The sequence below is a fragment of the Mesorhizobium sp. WSM3866 genome, from assembly GCF_002294795.1.
Taxonomy (GTDB): Bacteria; Pseudomonadota; Alphaproteobacteria; order Rhizobiales; family Rhizobiaceae; genus Mesorhizobium.
In genome coordinates this window covers 59322-75173 of record NZ_NSGC01000005.1, presented here as the reverse complement: position 1 = coordinate 75173, position 15852 = coordinate 59322, and the positions used below count along the sequence as shown (strand labels likewise).

Below are 15852 nucleotides of genomic sequence, written 5' to 3'. Positions count from 1 at the left end.
CGAAGGTTCCAGATTTTCGGCTGCCCTGCTACGGCCTCTTGGCGATCCGATCGAACGCCATCAGCCTTTCCAGCAATGCGGGAAGATTCTTCAAGGGCACCATGTTGGGGCCGTCGGAGGGGGCGTTGTCCGGATCCTGGTGGGTTTCGATGAACACGCCGGCAACGCCGATCGCCACGGCGGCGCGCGCGAGGGTCTCGACGAAGCGTCGCTCGCCGCCGGTCGAGCCGCCCTGCCCGCCCGGCTGCTGCACGGAATGGGTGGCGTCGAAGATGACCGGCGCGCCGATCTCGGCCATGATCGGCAGCGCTCGCATGTCCGAAACCAGTGTGTTGTAGCCGAAGGAGGCGCCGCGCTCGGTGACCAGCACGTTGGCATTGCCGGAACCGGTGAGCTTGGCGACGACATTCTTCATGTCCCATGGCGCAAGGAACTGCCCCTTCTTGACGTTCACCACCTTGCCGGTGCGCGCCGCCGCAATCAGCAAATCCGTCTGCCGGCTGAGAAAGGCCGGTATCTGCAGCACATCGACATGCGGCGCGACCGATGCGCATTGCTCCTCGGTGTGGACGTCGGTCAGCACCGCCAGTCCGAACTCCTTGCGCAGATCGTCGAAGATCGGCATCGCCGCCTCGAGCCCAGCGCCGCGCGCGCCGCCAAGCGAGGTGCGGTTGGCCTTGTCGTAGCTCGTCTTGTAAACGAGCCCGATGCCGAGCCTAGTGGTCAGTTCCTTCAGCGCGCCGGCCATGTCGAAGGCATGCTGGCGCGACTCGAGTTGACAGGGGCCTGCGATCAGCGACAAGGGCGCATTGTTGGCGAAAACGACCTTGCCGACGCTTACCGCGGCATTGGGCGCAAGGGGCTCGCTCATGGGATCTCCCGAAAGATGAAGGCCGCGCCCTGACCGGGTGCCGGCGGCACGACGACATCGTCGCCGCTCATGTTGTGCTCTATGGCGTTTGCCGCAAGTAGCTGGGTGGCTGCGGCGACGCTGCGAACCGCAAAGATGACGGCCGCAAATCGCAGATCCGAAGGCTGCCCTGCCGAAACATCAAACCGTGCGGCAAAAGCGTCGGGCGTCAGAACGGCCAGGGTCGCGTTTGGCAGGTCAGTCCTGTCGCCGTCGCTCGCGCCCTGGCCGGCAGCGATCGATATCAGTCCCCTCTGGCTCGAAGGCTCGTCGCTCACCGCCACGATCTCAACGATGCCGGTCACGCCATTGGCATGTGCCTGCAGTGCGGTGCGGTCGATCTGCGGCGCGTTGATGCGCTGGCAGGCGAACAGGAATGCGTCCGCTGCTTTTCGATCGGCCGCGAATGCCAGTTTGAACGATGCCGTGTCGCTTTTGCCCGTTGTGTCGGTGAAGGCGCGCGAAAAGCTCAACATATTGCCTGCGGACAGCCCTGCTTCGACATAGCGCGCGTGGTCGGCATCTGCATCGGCGGTCCCGAAGACGACCGCGGAGAAGCCTTCATCGCCAAGCCTGCTGCGGTAAAGGCGGTCGCGCGCGACGAAGACGTTGCCTTCGCCCATCGCCCGATCGGCCGTTTTGTCATCGCCGACGGCCAGCGGTTCCAGATAGGTGCCGTCGGCGAAGAAGACACAAGCGTTCACGGTCCCGAAAGGATGGACGCCGGTCGGTGCGACGACGAAGCCGAGCGACGAGAGGCGCTGCCTTGCAATGTGGAGGCTCTGCGTGGGCAGAACGAGATGGTCGAGCGGATGGGGCGAAGTTTTCGTCATGCCGGCGCGGTGTGCACCATTGCGGAAATCGGTTCAAGGCCTGGCGTCCAAGGCGAGCGGACGGCGCGGCTCAGGCGGCGGCCACGACGTCGGCCGAATAACGCAGCTCGCGCAACGGTTTAACCCTGCCGGTCGTCTCCGCATAGATCGGATGCGCCCTGTATGCTGCGAGCGCTGCCTCGTCCTCGAATTCGGCATAGACGACCACGTCGATCGCGTTTGAGAACAGATCGACCTTGGTATTGAGCGTCACCTCGAAGTGTTTCGAATGTGGAATCTTGCCCAGTTCCTGAAGACCTGACCGGACGGCCTCCACATCCTCCTTGCGCCGCACGCTGAAGAAAACGATGTGCCGGATCAAACCCAGCCTCCTTGATCGACGGATGAACGCGTTTTGTGGGAGCAAGGCCGTCGCGTCAACCGGCAACGATGTCGCGCCCGCTGTTCGAGCGGCAGCGTCGGAGCCTCAGGCAGCGCCGGTGACGTAACGCACGATGCGCGACATCTCCCTGACGGTCGCGTCGAGATATTGGCCCTGGTTGTAGAGGCCGTCCCAGATCAGGAAGAACGTGATGGCGACGATAACGATCACATAACGCATGGCTAAAGCTAGCGTATGTCCTCAAACCGAACCAGAGCGCCTTCACGGCAATCGTTCCAATTCACCGCTTTGTAATCGACGCACCTTTCCGGCGTCATGGGACCCAGCGCCGGCTACCTTGAGAGCTGCGGTGCGAGCACAAATGTCTCATGCGAACGTGATGCAACCGCGATCGGACATCCGGCATTTTTCCGGCTGTCCGGCGCCGTCACTGCATCCTCGGGCGAGCGCCGAGCGTCGTTCGCAACAGGAGGCTTCCTTGAACCGCACCGTAACCGTCGCCGTGCTGCTGCTTGCCGTGATCTCGGCAAGTGCGGCTGACGCAAAAGTATCCTTGCCCACAGTCACCAATGACCCGCTGGGCGCGCTGACTGCCCCGACGCTGACACCGGGGGCCAGCGACCTTGTCAACAACACGCCGACATCGACCATCCAGGAGATTCGCCACCCGAGAGGAATGGCGCCGCTGACCGTGCTCAGCGATCCGCTCGGCACGTCGATCCAGCCGGCCTTCCCCGGGCCGCTCACCACGCCCGCGACCACCCCTTCGCCTTAGCCGAATCAGGCCGGCCCGGCCGCGCAACATCAAAGGGCAATGCGGTATTTGGCAAACCCCGCCTCACCCTCGCCCGCCGGCTCGATCTTCAGCGACTTCACCTGACCGATGAAATCCTTGGCCCTAGGTCCGGTCTCGAAGACAACGCTGGTTCCAGGCAGCGGCGCGAACGACCAGTTGTCGTCCGCCGACGGATTGATCGTGCCCTCGCTGATGACGTAGCGCACGATCACGTCGCGGTTGGTGTCCGGCGCCTCGTAGATGATCTTTGAAGCATTGATATCGGGGAAATTGCCGCCGCCGCCAGCGCGGTAGTTGTTGGTGGCAACCACGAATTTCGCTGCCGGATCGAGCGGCTTGCCGCCGAATTTAAGATCGACGATGCGGCTGGAGCCGGCATTGGCGAGGGCGCCCTTCGTATCGTATTTCGGTGGCTGCGACAGGTCGATCTTGTAAGTGATGCCATCGATGACGTCGAAATTGTAGGAGGGGAACTCGGTGTTGATCAGCGGCTGATCCGCCTTCCCGGGCTCGATCCTGTTGAACATGCCGGCCGACATCTCCAGCCATTCCTTGACTTGCGAGCCGGTGATTTCGACCGCGCGCACGGTGTTCGGATAAAGATAGAGATCGGCGACGTTCTTGATGGCGATATCGCCGACAGGGACGTCGGTATAGTAGTCGGCGCCGTTGCGGCCGCCTGCCTTGAACGGTGCCGCCGCAGAGAGGAGTGGCACGTCCTTCCACTCTGTGCTCTTCAGAATATCCTTGAGATACCAGCTCTGCGCCTGATTGACGATCTGCACCGATGGATCGTCGGCGACCAAAGCGAAATAGGAATAGAGCGGCGCGGACGTCTTGCCGACGGGGCGGCGGACATAGGCGAGCGTCGCCTCGTGATCCTGCTCGAGCGCCGCGATGATGCGCTTGTCGTCGCCGACCGTAGCCTTGTTCTTGCTGTCGACCCGCTCATAGATCGGCCGCGCCTCGGAGGTGGCCGAGACGACGCGCCATTTCGAGCCGTCGCGCTCAAGAAGCAGGTCGATCAGGCCCATATGCGAGCCCCAGAAGCCGCCCATCACCGCCGGCTTGCCCTGCAGAGTGCCTTTTTCGGTGTCGACGCCTTCCAGCGCCTGGAAATCCTTCTTGCCGGGGAAGACGAGATGCTGGTGCCCGGTGAAGACCGCGTCGATGCCTTCGACGCCGGCGACGAAGAAGGAGGCGTTCTCCATCATTTCGCCCTGCTTGATATCGATGCCGGAATGCGAAAGCGCAATGACGATGTCGGCGCCCTCCTCGCGGATTTGCGGTACCCAGGCCTTGGCCGCCTGGACAATGTCGCGGGTCTGGACGTTGCCTTCCAGGTTTTTCAGGTCCCAGACCATGATCTGCGGCGGCACGAAACCGATCACCCCGATTTTGATCGGCTGCTCGGCGCCGGAACCGTCCTTGATCTTCTTGTCGAGGATGACATAGGGCTTGAGGTAGAGCTTGTCGTCGCGCGGGTTCGTGGCGAGCGTCGTGCCCCGGATCAGGTTGGCGCACACGAAGGGGGAATTGGCGCCGGCCAACACCTTGTCCATGAAGGACAGGCCGTAGTTGAATTCGTGGTTGCCGAGCGTCGAGCATTCATAGCCGAGCAGGTTCATGCCCTTCATGATCGGATGCAGGTCGCCGTCCTTCATGCCCTTTTCATAGGCGATGTAGTCGCCCATCGGATTGCCCTGTAACAGGTCGCCATTGTCGATCAGCATCGCATTGGTGGCCTGCTTGCGCACCCCGTCGATCAGCGAGGCCGTGCGCGACAGGCCCATCGTGTCGTTCGCTTTGTCGGCGTAATAGTCATAGGGCAGCAAATTCACATGGATGTCGGTCGTCTCCATGATCCTCAGATGCGCCTGATTGGCTGCGGCCCGGGCGGAGAACGGATGCAGCATGATCAGCGCTCCGCTGGCGGCGGCTCCGGCCAGGAATTCGCGGCGAGAGACGGGCAAAAGTGACATTGTTTTCCTCCTCTTAGACAACGCGACATGCCCTGCCCCTCAATCGGAACATGCCGCCGAAGGCATTTCGAGTCCATGTCTGTTGGATGCCTGTTGATCACGACACGGTGACGCGTCGATGAAAAGCAATCAGCTCTTGTCGTCGTCACCCTGAGTGATCAGGCGCGCGCTGCGCTGTCCGGTAAAATATATCCATAGCCAGCTGAGCGACACTGCGAGCCGATTGCGGAAATCGATCAGGAAATAAATGTGCGCTATCCCCCAGAGCCACCATGCGAGCCAGCCGGTGAGCTTGATCCAGCCGAAATCGATGGCGGCCGCGCGTTTGCCGATCGTCGCCAGGTCGCCGGCATGCTTGTAGCGGAAAGGGCGTGGCGTTGCGTCGCCATCGAGCCTCGCTTTGATCGTTGCAGCAACATGCCTGCCCTCCTGCTTGGCGGACGGCGCCACGCCCGGTATCGGCTTGCCGTCCGGTCGCAGCAGATGTGCCGTATCGCCGATAACAAATATCTCCGGGCTGCCCGGCACGGTGAGATCGGGCTCGACCAGCACCCTGCCCGCCCGGTCGGCGGGCGCTCCCAGCCATTCCGCCGCAGGCGAAGCGGCGACGCCGGCTGCCCATAAAATCGTCTTTGCCGGCAGGTAGGTATCGCCAAAGACGACGCCCTCGGCATCCAACTGCGTGACGGCACGGCCAAGCTCGACCGTCACGCCAAGCCGCTCCAGCGCTTTTTGAGCATAGGCCGAGAGCTCCGGTGCGAAATTGGCGAGCACACGGTCACCGGCTTCGATCAGCACAACGCGCGCCTGCCGCGTGTCGATATTGCGGAATTCGCCGCGCAGCGTGTCCTGCGCAAGCTCTGCAATGGTGCCGGCAAGCTCCACGCCGGTCGGTCCGCCGCCAACGATGACCAGCGTAAGCAATGCCTGGCGCCTGGCGGGATCGGTCTCGCGCTCGGCTTGCTCGAAGGCGAGCAGGATGCGGCGCCGGATGGTGGTGGCATCTTCCAGCGTCTTCAGCCCGGGCGCGAATGGCTCCCATTCGTCATGGCCGAAATAGGCGTGGCGCGCGCCGGTGGCGAGCACTAGCGTGTCGTAGCCGACTGCGCTCCCGTCATCGAGCAGCACGCGTTTGCCTGCGCGGTCAACACCGATGACCGTACCCAGAAGCGTCGTCACGTCCTTGCGCTTGCGTAACAGATGACGGATCGGCCAGGCGATCTCGGAAGTCGCCAGCGCGGTGGTCGCCACCTGGTAGAGCAGCGGCTGGAACAAGTGGTGATTGCGCTTGTCGATCATGGTGATGCGCACCGGTGCGCCGGCCAGCGCGCGGGTAAGTTCGAGACCGCCGAACCCGGCGCCGACGATCACGACATGATGCTTGGCTTCGTCCATTTTCAGCCACCTCGCCCAAAGCAACCCGATTGCTTAGATGTAAGCATTTTTGTGCACCGCAACAACGCCGCCGCTGGCCATGTCATTGCCTGGGAGTCGTCGTCCGGTGTCGTGTACGCGCATGTCGCCCCGGAACGCCCGGTATACCGTGGAGCAGAACGATAGGAGTGAAGCATGTCTGACAATCGCGATGACGACGGCCCGGCCCAATACGCTTCACCGCCTTGTTTCATGCATGAGCTCGACCCGGCCTATCAGATGCCGCTGTCCGACTGGACCGATGTCCGGCGCTGGCGCAAGGCGGAGCGTGAGCGGCTGATCGGGGCGCGGCTTGCGGTTTCCGCCGATGCACGCGCGGCAATGTCACAGCGGATTGCCGAGGGCCTCGATATGCTGGTCGGCAAGGTTGCCGGCCTTATGGTCAGCCTCTACTGGCCGTTCCGCGGCGAGCCGGACCTGCGCGGCTTTATGGCGTCGATCAATGCGCGCGGCGGCCGCACCGCGCTGCCCGTCGTCATCGAGAAGGGCCAGCCTTTGGTGTTCCGCGCCTACGCGCCGGGCGACCGGCTGGAGAAGGGCGTCTGGAACATCCCGATCCCGGCCGAGGGTGATCCTGTCCTGCCCGATATCGTGATCTCGCCGGTAGTCGGCATCGATCCCAGCAACTACCGGCTGGGCTATGGCGGCGGTTTCTACGATCGTACGCTCGCCGCCATGCCGTTCAGGCCGCTGGTGATCGGCGTCGGCTACGAATTGCAGCGCATTCCCACCATCTATCCGCAACCGCACGACATCCCGATGACCAAGGTGGTCACCGAGGCGGCCGGAGCCTAATGCAGTTCCAGGAAAAGTGTGTAGCGGTTTTCCGTCCGTAATTGCGCAAAGCAAAGAAATGAGCGGTTCGGGGTTCCCGTGAAACGATGCAACGCTCTGACTTCAGCTAAGCCATTTCGGGCCTCAACCCCACCGCCGTCCTGTCGACGATCTCGCGCAGGGCGAAGGATGAGTTGATCTTCGTCACATGCGGCATCGCCGACAGCCATTCCTTGTGGATACGCTCATAGTCGGCAAGGTCCTTGGCCGCTATACGCAGGATATAGTCGTATTCGCCCGACATCAGATGGCAGGAAAGCACGTTCGGGCAGCGTTTGATCGCCGCTTCGAAATCGGACAGCGTCTTCTCGAACTGCCCCGACAACGATATATGCACGATCGCCGTCATCTGATGGCCGAGCGCGGCATTCGACAGCCGCGCGTGATAGCCGCGGATGGTTCCGGATTTCTCCAGATTGTCCAGGCGCCTGGAGCAGGCCGACTGTGACAGCCCAACCTTTTCGGCAAGCGCTGCATTGGGGATCCGGCCATCCTTCTGCAAGGTCTCCAGAATGGCGATATCAATCCTATCGAGCGGCATTTTTCGAGATTCCTGCGAATAATCCGGCATTTTGCGCAAAGATTATCGAAGGCCGGACGCTGCAGCAAGTGCATTCGCAAACACATACGGAACGATTCATGCTTCACTGCGTCTCATGCATGTCGCCTCAAAACTGCGCGGCGGGTTGGGATTGGCGGCATGCCCGGAAATGTCAGGGAGAGCGCCCTTTCGAGGGCCGGACAGGAGAAGTAGATGCGCGTCGGCTGCCCCAAGGAAATCAAGAACCATGAATACCGTGTCGGTCTGACGCCCGGCTCGGTCCGCGAATATGTCGCGCACGGCCACGAAGTGCTTGTCGAGGCTGGCGCCGGCGCCGGAATAGGCGCCGACGATAACGCCTATCGCGCCGCCGGGGCCACGATCGCCAAGGCAGCGGCCGACGTGTTCGCCAAGTCGGACATGATCGTCAAGGTCAAGGAGCCGCAGCCCAACGAATGGGTGCAGCTGCGCGACGGCCAGATCCTCTACACCTACCTCCACCTCGCCCCGGATCCGGAGCAGACCAAGGGCCTGCTCGCTTCGGGCGTCACGGCGATCGCCTATGAGACGGTCACCGACGACCGCGGCGGTCTTCCCCTGCTCGCGCCGATGTCGGAAGTCGCCGGCCGCCTGTCGATCCAGGCCGGCGCGACCGCGCTGCAGAAGGCCAATGGCGGCCGCGGCGTGCTGCTCGGCGGCGTTCCCGGCGTGCTGCCCGGCAAGGTCACCGTGCTCGGCGGCGGCGTCGTCGGCCTGCACGCTGCCAAGATGGCTGCCGGCCTCGGCGCCGACGTCACCATCATCGACCGCTCGATCCCGCGCCTGCGCCAGCTCGACGACATTTTTGGCGGCCGTGTCCATACCCGCTACTCGACCGTCGAGGCGCTCGAAGACGAGTGCTTCTCGGCTGACATAGTCGTTGGCGCCGTGCTGATCCCGGGCGCCGCCGCACCCAAGCTGGTCACCCGCGAAATGCTCTCCGGCATGAAGAAGGGCTCGGTGCTCGTCGACGTCGCCATCGACCAGGGCGGCTGCTTCGAGACCTCGCACGCCACGACCCATGCCGACCCGACCTATGAGGTCGACGGCGTGATCCACTACTGCGTCGCCAACATGCCGGGCGCGGTTCCGGTTACCTCGGCGCATGCGCTGAACAACGCCACCCTGCATCACGGCCTGCAGCTCGCCGACAAGGGCCTGAAGGCGCTGGTCGACGACCATCACCTCCGCAACGGCCTCAATGTCCACAAGGGCAAGATCACCAATCGTGCAGTCGCCGAAGCGCTGGGTTACGAGATGGTCGAACCGAAGGCGGTGCTGGCCGCCTGAAATTATTTGTCACGCAATTCCGGACGGTACCGCTGCTACAGAGCTTTCCTGGAATTGCCCTCGATAAAAGCTTCCTTCTGTCGCCCGCCGGTTCTTCCGGCGGGCGTTTTTTATCGTGTTTCCAACCGGTCCTTTGCGCGAAGAGTCCGGGCAACAAAAAAGCGGAGCCAGAGCCCCGCTTCCTCGATGTTGCGATGTGCCGCCGGTCCATCCGCGGTCGGCCATCGATCAACGACCGCCCTTCTAGCGCGGTTATGCGACGGGAGTACGACAGTTTGCGGGGGCATGCGGGCCGCCGCTCAGCCAGCGAGCGAATCCGGTGCCTCTTGTGTGAAATGCTTCACATTCGGGACCCGAGAAACCTGCCTAGAGAGATTTCGCTACCTGATGGCTACGGTCGCCCTCGGTTCCGGTGAAAACCGGCCCCGCCGGCGGCTCGGGCCGAAGGCTTCTGTCACAGACTTCCAACGGCCCGCCAGACCACCGGCGGGCATTTTTTTGCCGGCGATCAAGCTCGTTCGATGCGGCACTGGTAGCAATTGTTCCGTGCCGAACGGACGTGAATGTAGGCTATGTCGTCGCGCTCGAACAAAGTCTCGGCGCGGGCCGCGATATCGCCGGTCGGAACGACGGCGCCGCTGCCGTAGACGATGCGGTCGTCCTTGCCATAACCGCGCACTATGTAGTCGCTGCTTTGGAGCATCTCAGGCAGTGCATCCGCCTCCGCGGCGCGTTGGCATTCGTTCGCATGCAGGAAGATCGGTCCGATCTCCGCGTAAGGCTGAAGCTCCGGGAACGGCCGGTAGGCGAGGATGAGATAGCTATCGCCGGTTGCGACGTTCTTCATGCAATGCCGGCACGGCACGCCATCGCCGTCCGAAATCCTTCGCTCTGGCGTGTGGCCGTAAGCGTCGGGCCCTCCCCGCTGTAAGGCGCGCACGGCTTCGGTCGGCAGGGCTTTGAACTGGATGCTCATGGCAAAATTCTCCGGTGTCCTTGGCCGGAAACTATGCCGAGCCGACAGCGTCTCCCACCCGATTCCTGCCAAGCGCTTCGTGCGTCGCTCGAAGCGCAGTATCGAATTACGAACCCGAAATCACGATACTAGACTTATCGGTCTCGCCATGGACCGCGCTCCGCGCCATGATGATCGCAGAAGAAGGGTGCGGCGCGCGGCCGGCTGAGGTCGGGCGATGATCCGAGCATGATACGGCCCGCAGCGACGATCCGGACGACCAAGGCGCCCCGCTGGGCTTGCATCGACACGTGGCTGCCGAGGGCCAGCCGCCGCCGGTTGCGTAAGCGGCATCGAGGCAGCCGACTGCGCCGCGCTTCCCCTTAGCTACGGCCGCATGACGCTTGCGGAGCGCTCGGCGAAGGTCAGCGGATGCACGACCTCTTTCTTCTGCGCAACCGGCGTAAAGCCAAGCTTCTGGTAAAGCGGCAGCGCCGCCGGGTGGTCGAGCGTGCAGGTCTGCACGGTGATGCGCTTCGGCCCATACGACCATGCAGCCGAGATGGCCGCTCCCAGGAACCAGCGGCCGATACCCTGGCCGTGAGCATGTTCCATCATACCGAAATAGGCGAGTTCCACTTCCTCGGGCAGATGCGGCTTGAGGTCGAAGAAGCCGGCGGGAGAGCCGTCGAGGTAGAGCACGCTGATGTCGCGGTCCTCACGATGCAGGCCGGCGGCCAGTTCCTCGTCGCTCAGTCTAAGCACGTTGACCCAGTGCCATTTGCGCCCGACGCGATCCATCAGGTAGCGGTAGAAATGCAGCGGAATGTCCTTGGTCCTCAGCAAGGCGATCTGCCGGTTGTAGGGCAGCGGGGGAGATGAAGCCGGCGGTGCGTGCATTTCGAGGAATGTGACCGTGACATCGATATCCTTCGGTCCACCGTTTTCCATCGCCGTCATTCCTTGCCCGTCACCACGGGCGTGTCGCTCAGCCCACCCCATTCGGTCCATGAGCCGTCGTACAGCCTGTTGTCGGTATGGCCAAGCGTCTCCAGCGCCAACGTGATCGCCGCCGCGGTGATGCCAGATCCGCACGAGGTGACGACCGGCTTTGTAAGATCGATGCCGGCCTCCTCAATGACCATGCGCAAGCGGTCCTTGGGTAGCAGTTCGCCATTCTCGGCAAGCGCGGCAACCGGAACATTGCGAGCGCCCGGCATATGGCCGGAACGGACGCCGGGACGCGGTTCGGGATCGGTGCCGGCGAAACGCCCGGGTGAGCGCGCATCGGCGATCTGGCTTTCTCCGCTTCCAACGATCCGGCGCATTTCGTCGAGGCTGACAACCCGGCTTGCATCGAAATCGGCATAAAAGACGCAAGGTGCGATCCGGGTCTGCTCCGCCGTTACCGGCCGCCCTTCCGCCTTCCAGCGGTCGAAGCCGCCATTCAGGATATAGACCTGGAAGACGCCCATGACGCGGAACATCCACCAGGCGCGCGGCGCCGAGAAATAGCCTGGACCGTCATAGATGACGATCGTGTCGTCGGCCGAAACACCCATCGAGCCGACATATTGCGCGAAATATTGGGGCGACGCCAATGTGTGCGGCAGCTTGGAATCCGGGTCCGAAACGGCGTCCTGATCGAGGAAGCGAGCACCGGGGATATGGGCGTCGTCATACTCGGCGCGGGCGTCGCGTTTCTGCGCCGGCAGGTACCAGGACGCGTCAATGATGGTCAGTCCTGGCGTTCCCAACCGCTTCTCGAGCCAATCCGCGTCGACGATGAATGGGCTGTCTTCGGCCATTTTTCCTCTCCTGCCCGCGCCTGGCGACTTTGGTAGGTGTTGCTCGTCAATTCGTCGGCATCGGCCCGAAGCGGATGCGGAAGCGCCTGTTCTCGCGGCCCTTCTTTTCGATCTTGCCGATATGGATCTCGCCGATTTCGCCGGTGCTCTTCACATGGGTGCCGCCGCAAGGCTGACTGTCGATTGAGGCATTCTCGCCGATGCAGACCAAGCGAATGCGGCCGGTGCCGACGGGCGGCCGCACGTTCTTCGATTTGACAAGCCCGGGATTGGCCGAAAGTTCCTCGTCGGTGATCAGCCGCGTGAAGACGGGATGGTTGGCCCGCACAAGCTCCATCAACCTCGCTGTCACGTCCTCCTTGCTGAAGCCGGCATCGGGAATGTCGAAATCGACGCGGCTGTCGTCCTCGGCGACCGCTGCCCCGGTGATCGGAAACGGGCAGACGACGGTGAGCAGATGACACGCGGAGTGCATACGCATCAGAAGATGCCGCCGCCGCCAGTCGATGTCGAGCTTCAGCTTTTCACCGACGGCCGGTAGGGCCTGTTCAGGCGCCGGCACATGGATGATCTCGTCCTTGGTCTCGCCGGTGATGGTGGCGGCGATCGCGATGCGGCTGCCGTCGGCGCGCTCCAACATGCCCGTATCGCCTGGCTGTCCGCCCGACGTGGCATAGAAGATCGTGCGGTCGAGAAGGATGCCGCCGCGGTCATTGATGGCGACGACTTGCGCCTCCGCCGTGCTCAGATAGGCGTCGTCGCGAAACAGCGCTTCGGTTCTCTGCGCCATCAGGCCACCTTTTCGAACGGCACCGGGATGCTGGTTTTTTCGTCCATCCAGCCTGGGACCGGCAGGTTCTTGCTTCGCAGGAACTCGGGATTGAACAGCTTCGACTGGTAGCGCGTGCCGTAGTCGGCGAGGATCGTCACGATGGTATGGCCGGGGCCAAGCTCGCGCGCCAGCCGAATGGCGCCGGCGATGTTGATGCCCGTCGAGCCGCCGACGCACAGTCCCTCTTCCTGGATCAGATCGAAGATGATCGGCAATGCCTCCTCGTCCGGTATCTGGTAGGAGAAGTCCGGCGTGAATCCGTCGAGATTGGCGGTGATGCGACCCTGGCCTATGCCTTCGGTGATCGAGCTGCCGTCGGCTTTCAGCTCACCGCTGGTATAGAAGCTGTAGAGCGCAGCACCCAACGGATCGGCAAGTCCGATCTTGACTTGCCTGCTCTTGGCCTTGAGTCCGAGCGCAACACCGGCGAGTGTGCCGCCGGAGCCGACGGCTGACACGAAGCCGTCGACCTTGCCGCCGGTTTGGGTCCAGATCTCCTCGGCAGTCGTGCGGATGTGGCCGTCGCGGTTCGCGACATTGTCGAACTGGTTCGCCCAGATCGCGCCGTTCGGCTCCGACCGTGCCATCTGCTCGGCGAGCCGCCCCGAAAGCTTCACATAGTTGTTCGGGTTCTTGTAGGGCACGGCCGGCACTTCGATCAACTCGGCTCCCAGGATCTTGATCGTGTCCTTCTTCTCCTGGCTTTGCGTGTCGGGGATGACAATGACTGTCCGGTAGCCGAGCGCCTTGGCGACCAGCGTGAGGCCAATGCCGGTGTTGCCGGCGGTCCCTTCGACGATGACACCACCGGGCCTCAAAAATCCGCGCTGTTCGGCGTCCCTGATGATGAAGAGGCCTGCACGGTCCTTGACCGATTGCCCCGGATTCATGAATTCGGCCTTGCCCAGGATCTCGCAGCCGGTTGCGTCCGAAGCCTTGTTGAGCCGGATCAGGGGGGTGTTGCCGATCGCTTCGATCACATTACGGGGCATGGGGATTCCTTCATGCGTGCGGCGAGACCCTAAAAACCGGAAGCCGCGGTTTCAAGGCAAGATTTTGCCTGGTCCAGTCGCATTCGGGACGCTGCAATGCTCCCGAGCATTTCAACGATGTCATCCAAAAGCGCTCTTTTCATCCCATTTCTTCGCCGCTAGAGCACTAGCCCAGATAATTCGCAGGACTTTCAATGACACTCTACCGGGCCAACCCGAAAGACGGTGTCGCCTGGATCACGGGCGGCAGCAGCGGCCTCGGCCGGGCGCTGGCCAAGGACCTGGCGAGGCAAGGCTATGCCGTCGCGGTGACGGCGCTGGCCAGCGATCCAGCCGATACGCTGCTGGTTGAGACCGCGCAGATGGCCGGCCACGTGAAATCCTTTCCCTGCGATGTGACCGACGAAGAAGGGATGGCACGCACTGTCGCGGCGATCGAGAAAGACATGGGGCCGATCGTGCTCGCCGTCTTCAACGCCGGCAACTACATCGCCACCCCCGGTGAGCATCTCGTGGTGCGCGATTTTCATCGTTCCTTCGCCGTCAATTATTTCGGCATCGTCAACGGACTGGTGCCTGCGGTCGACTATATGCGCACGCGAGGACGCGGGCATGTCGTCTTGGTCGGGTCGGTCACGGCCTATTCCGGCTGGCCGACCACCGCCGCCTATGGCGGCACCAAGGCGGCAATCAATATCCTGGCGGAATCGCTGAAATACGACTTCGACAAGATGAACATCCGCATCCAGGTGATGAATCCGGGCTTCGTCGACACGCCGCTGACCGAGAAGAACATGCTGCCGATGCCGGGCCTGATGCCTGTTCACCGGGCATCGCGCCGCATGGCGCGCGGCATCCGGAAGGGAGGCTTCGAAGTCACCTTCCCCTATCACATAAGTTGGCCGCTGAAGCTGCTGGGCCTGCTGCCGCGACCCGTAGGCCGACTGGTGATCGGGCTGACCACCAGCTGGCGGGGACGGCCGTTGTATTTCGACCGCAAGACGCCGGGCGAAAAAAGTCCAACGGACAAAGCGGCGTAAAGCGCCTCGCGCTGAAACGCATTCAGGCAAAGCGCTTTATGCCTTTCTATGCAAGTCGTTTCGCAAAACCGTCGCAGGCTTTTGCACGACATCCGCTGATCCGGGAGAGATTGCCTCTCGGTGGGCACCGCCATAGGTTGAGAATTGTTGCTTGGAGTCGGTCATGGGGCGACGGATCTTGCTTGCGGTACTGGGTCTCGTCGTTATCCTCCTCTCAGGCTTTTACCTCGGCCCACGCGTGGCGGTCGATACGACGATCCGTTTCGATCCTTCGGCGATCGGCGACGATCCGCAGGCCTATCTGGCGCGCGAAGAAGCGGCCGTGCCCAATATCCGTGACGGGTTGGACAAGGAGATCATCTGGGCGAATCCGTTGGTTCACGCCAAGACCAAGCTTGCGATCGTCTACATCCACGGATTTTCGGCATCCAAGGGCGAGATCCGGCCGCTGCCCGACGACGTCGCCGGGGAGCTCGAGGCCAATCTCTTCTACACCCGCCTGACCGGCCACGGGCAGGACGGCGCGGCCATGGCCGAAGGCAGCGTGAATGCCTGGATCAACGACTATGAGGAGGCGGTGGCGATCGGGCGCGCGATCGGCGACAAGGTGATCGTTATCGCCACCTCGACCGGCGCCTCACTGGCGACATGGGCTGCAACCCAGCCTGGTGCTTCCGACGGCGTCGCGGCAATTGCATTCATCTCGCCTAATTTCGGCGTCAAGGCGTCCGGCGCCGAGGTCCTTACCCTGCCTTGGGGCAGAGAGATTGCCGAGCTCGTCGGCGGCAGGGAGCGCAGTTTTCCGGCGCGCAATGCGCTGCACGAAAAATTCTGGACCACCAAATATCCGATCGCGGCGGCCTTGCCGATGGCTGCGCTCACCGAGCTCGCCTATCGCGCGCCGGTCGAGAAGGCGACCATCCCTGCCCTGTTCATCTTCTCGGATGCCGACAAGGTGGTCCGGCCGGACCGCACGCGCGAGGTCGCCGGCCGCTGGGGCGGTCCGCACGAACTGGTGCCGGTCGACGATACGGGCGATCCGGACAACCACGTCATTGCAGGCGATGCGCTATCGCCGCAGACCACGGGCTTTCTGACAGAGCGGATCGTGGTGTGGGTGAAGGCGCTGATGCAGCAGCAATCAAGTCCGTGAGACGACCAACGGCCGGAGCGTTGCTTCCGGC

Annotated in this window: 17 protein-coding genes; 5 read left to right on the top strand and 12 right to left on the bottom strand. The window is 62.8% G+C overall.

Annotated elements, in window-relative coordinates; translation table 11 throughout:
• Positions 1-28: 28 nt before the first annotated feature.
• The 4 genes from kdsA to CK222_RS33365 form a co-directional block, all read right to left on the bottom strand.
• The gene (gene kdsA, locus CK222_RS13430) at positions 29-871 is read right to left on the bottom strand and encodes a 3-deoxy-8-phosphooctulonate synthase (protein WP_095800693.1); all 843 of its coding nucleotides are present in this window, start codon (positions 869-871) and stop codon (positions 29-31) included.
• Complete coding sequence (locus CK222_RS13425; protein WP_095800692.1) at positions 868-1743, bottom strand: VOC family protein; 876 nt, start codon at positions 1741-1743, stop codon at positions 868-870. Before CK222_RS13425 ends, kdsA begins: the two co-directional genes overlap by 4 nt.
• Positions 1744-1813: 70 nt before the next feature.
• Entirely contained in the window at positions 1814-2104 is a 291-nt protein-coding gene (locus CK222_RS13420) for a Dabb family protein (protein WP_066989660.1), read from the bottom strand.
• Between the two features lie 105 nt (positions 2105-2209).
• On the bottom strand, positions 2210-2344 hold the full coding sequence (locus CK222_RS33365) for a hypothetical protein (protein ID WP_259979787.1): 135 nt from the start codon (positions 2342-2344) through the stop codon (positions 2210-2212).
• A gap of 259 nt (positions 2345-2603) precedes the next feature.
• Here CK222_RS33365 and CK222_RS13415 point away from each other — a divergent pair, with 259 nt between their 5' ends.
• On the top strand, positions 2604-2900 hold the full coding sequence (locus tag CK222_RS13415) for a hypothetical protein (RefSeq protein ID WP_141247061.1): 297 nt from the start codon (positions 2604-2606) through the stop codon (positions 2898-2900).
• A 29-nt stretch (positions 2901-2929) separates the two neighbouring features.
• On the opposite strand, the gene CK222_RS13410 is transcribed toward CK222_RS13415, so the two are convergent.
• Together CK222_RS13410 and CK222_RS13405 are read right to left on the bottom strand one after the other, a co-directional pair.
• The gene (locus CK222_RS13410) at positions 2930-4903 is read right to left on the bottom strand and encodes a bifunctional 2',3'-cyclic-nucleotide 2'-phosphodiesterase/3'-nucleotidase (protein WP_095800690.1); all 1974 of its coding nucleotides are present in this window, start codon (positions 4901-4903) and stop codon (positions 2930-2932) included.
• 129 nt (positions 4904-5032) lie between these two features.
• The gene (locus CK222_RS13405) at positions 5033-6298 is read right to left on the bottom strand and encodes an NAD(P)/FAD-dependent oxidoreductase (RefSeq protein ID WP_095800689.1); all 1266 of its coding nucleotides are present in this window, start codon (positions 6296-6298) and stop codon (positions 5033-5035) included.
• Between the two features lie 174 nt (positions 6299-6472).
• Between CK222_RS13405 and CK222_RS13400 the strand changes: the two genes are divergently transcribed.
• On the top strand, positions 6473-7132 hold the full coding sequence (locus CK222_RS13400; RefSeq protein WP_095800688.1) for a 5-formyltetrahydrofolate cyclo-ligase: 660 nt from the start codon (positions 6473-6475) through the stop codon (positions 7130-7132).
• 106 nt (positions 7133-7238) lie between these two features.
• Here the strand turns inward: CK222_RS13400 and CK222_RS13395 are convergent, their stop codons facing one another.
• Complete coding sequence (locus CK222_RS13395; RefSeq protein WP_059188527.1) at positions 7239-7712, bottom strand: Lrp/AsnC family transcriptional regulator; 474 nt, start codon at positions 7710-7712, stop codon at positions 7239-7241.
• A gap of 213 nt (positions 7713-7925) precedes the next feature.
• Here CK222_RS13395 and ald point away from each other — a divergent pair, with 213 nt between their 5' ends.
• The gene (gene ald / locus CK222_RS13390) at positions 7926-9041 is read left to right on the top strand and encodes an alanine dehydrogenase (protein ID WP_095800687.1); all 1116 of its coding nucleotides are present in this window, start codon (positions 7926-7928) and stop codon (positions 9039-9041) included.
• Between the two features lie 508 nt (positions 9042-9549).
• On the opposite strand, the gene CK222_RS13385 is transcribed toward ald, so the two are convergent.
• The 5 genes from CK222_RS13385 to CK222_RS13365 form a co-directional block, all read right to left on the bottom strand.
• Positions 9550-10017 (bottom strand): DUF1203 domain-containing protein, encoded by a 468-nt coding sequence (locus tag CK222_RS13385; RefSeq protein WP_095800686.1) that lies wholly within the window; start codon positions 10015-10017, stop codon positions 9550-9552.
• A gap of 366 nt (positions 10018-10383) precedes the next feature.
• A complete protein-coding gene (locus tag CK222_RS13380; protein WP_067321624.1) occupies positions 10384-10947 on the bottom strand; it encodes a GNAT family N-acetyltransferase in 564 nt (187 codons plus the stop codon).
• 5 nt (positions 10948-10952) lie between these two features.
• Positions 10953-11804, bottom strand: a complete 852-nt coding sequence (sseA, locus tag CK222_RS13375; RefSeq protein WP_095800685.1) for a 3-mercaptopyruvate sulfurtransferase — start codon at positions 11802-11804, stop codon at positions 10953-10955.
• Between the two features lie 46 nt (positions 11805-11850).
• On the bottom strand, positions 11851-12594 hold the full coding sequence (locus CK222_RS13370) for an alanyl-tRNA editing protein (RefSeq protein ID WP_095800684.1): 744 nt from the start codon (positions 12592-12594) through the stop codon (positions 11851-11853).
• Positions 12594-13628 carry a cysteine synthase A gene (locus CK222_RS13365; RefSeq protein ID WP_095800683.1) on the bottom strand — a complete coding sequence of 345 codons (1035 nt, stop codon included), beginning with the start codon at positions 13626-13628 and terminating at the stop codon, positions 12594-12596. The genes CK222_RS13370 and CK222_RS13365 overlap by 1 nt, the downstream gene beginning before the upstream one ends.
• A gap of 194 nt (positions 13629-13822) precedes the next feature.
• Here CK222_RS13365 and CK222_RS13360 point away from each other — a divergent pair, with 194 nt between their 5' ends.
• Both CK222_RS13360 and CK222_RS13355 read left to right on the top strand, forming a co-directional pair.
• The gene (locus tag CK222_RS13360) at positions 13823-14668 is read left to right on the top strand and encodes an SDR family oxidoreductase (RefSeq protein ID WP_095800682.1); all 846 of its coding nucleotides are present in this window, start codon (positions 13823-13825) and stop codon (positions 14666-14668) included.
• Between the two features lie 163 nt (positions 14669-14831).
• A complete protein-coding gene (locus tag CK222_RS13355) occupies positions 14832-15821 on the top strand; it encodes an alpha/beta fold hydrolase (RefSeq protein WP_095800681.1) in 990 nt (329 codons plus the stop codon).
• Positions 15822-15852: the final 31 nt, after the last annotated feature.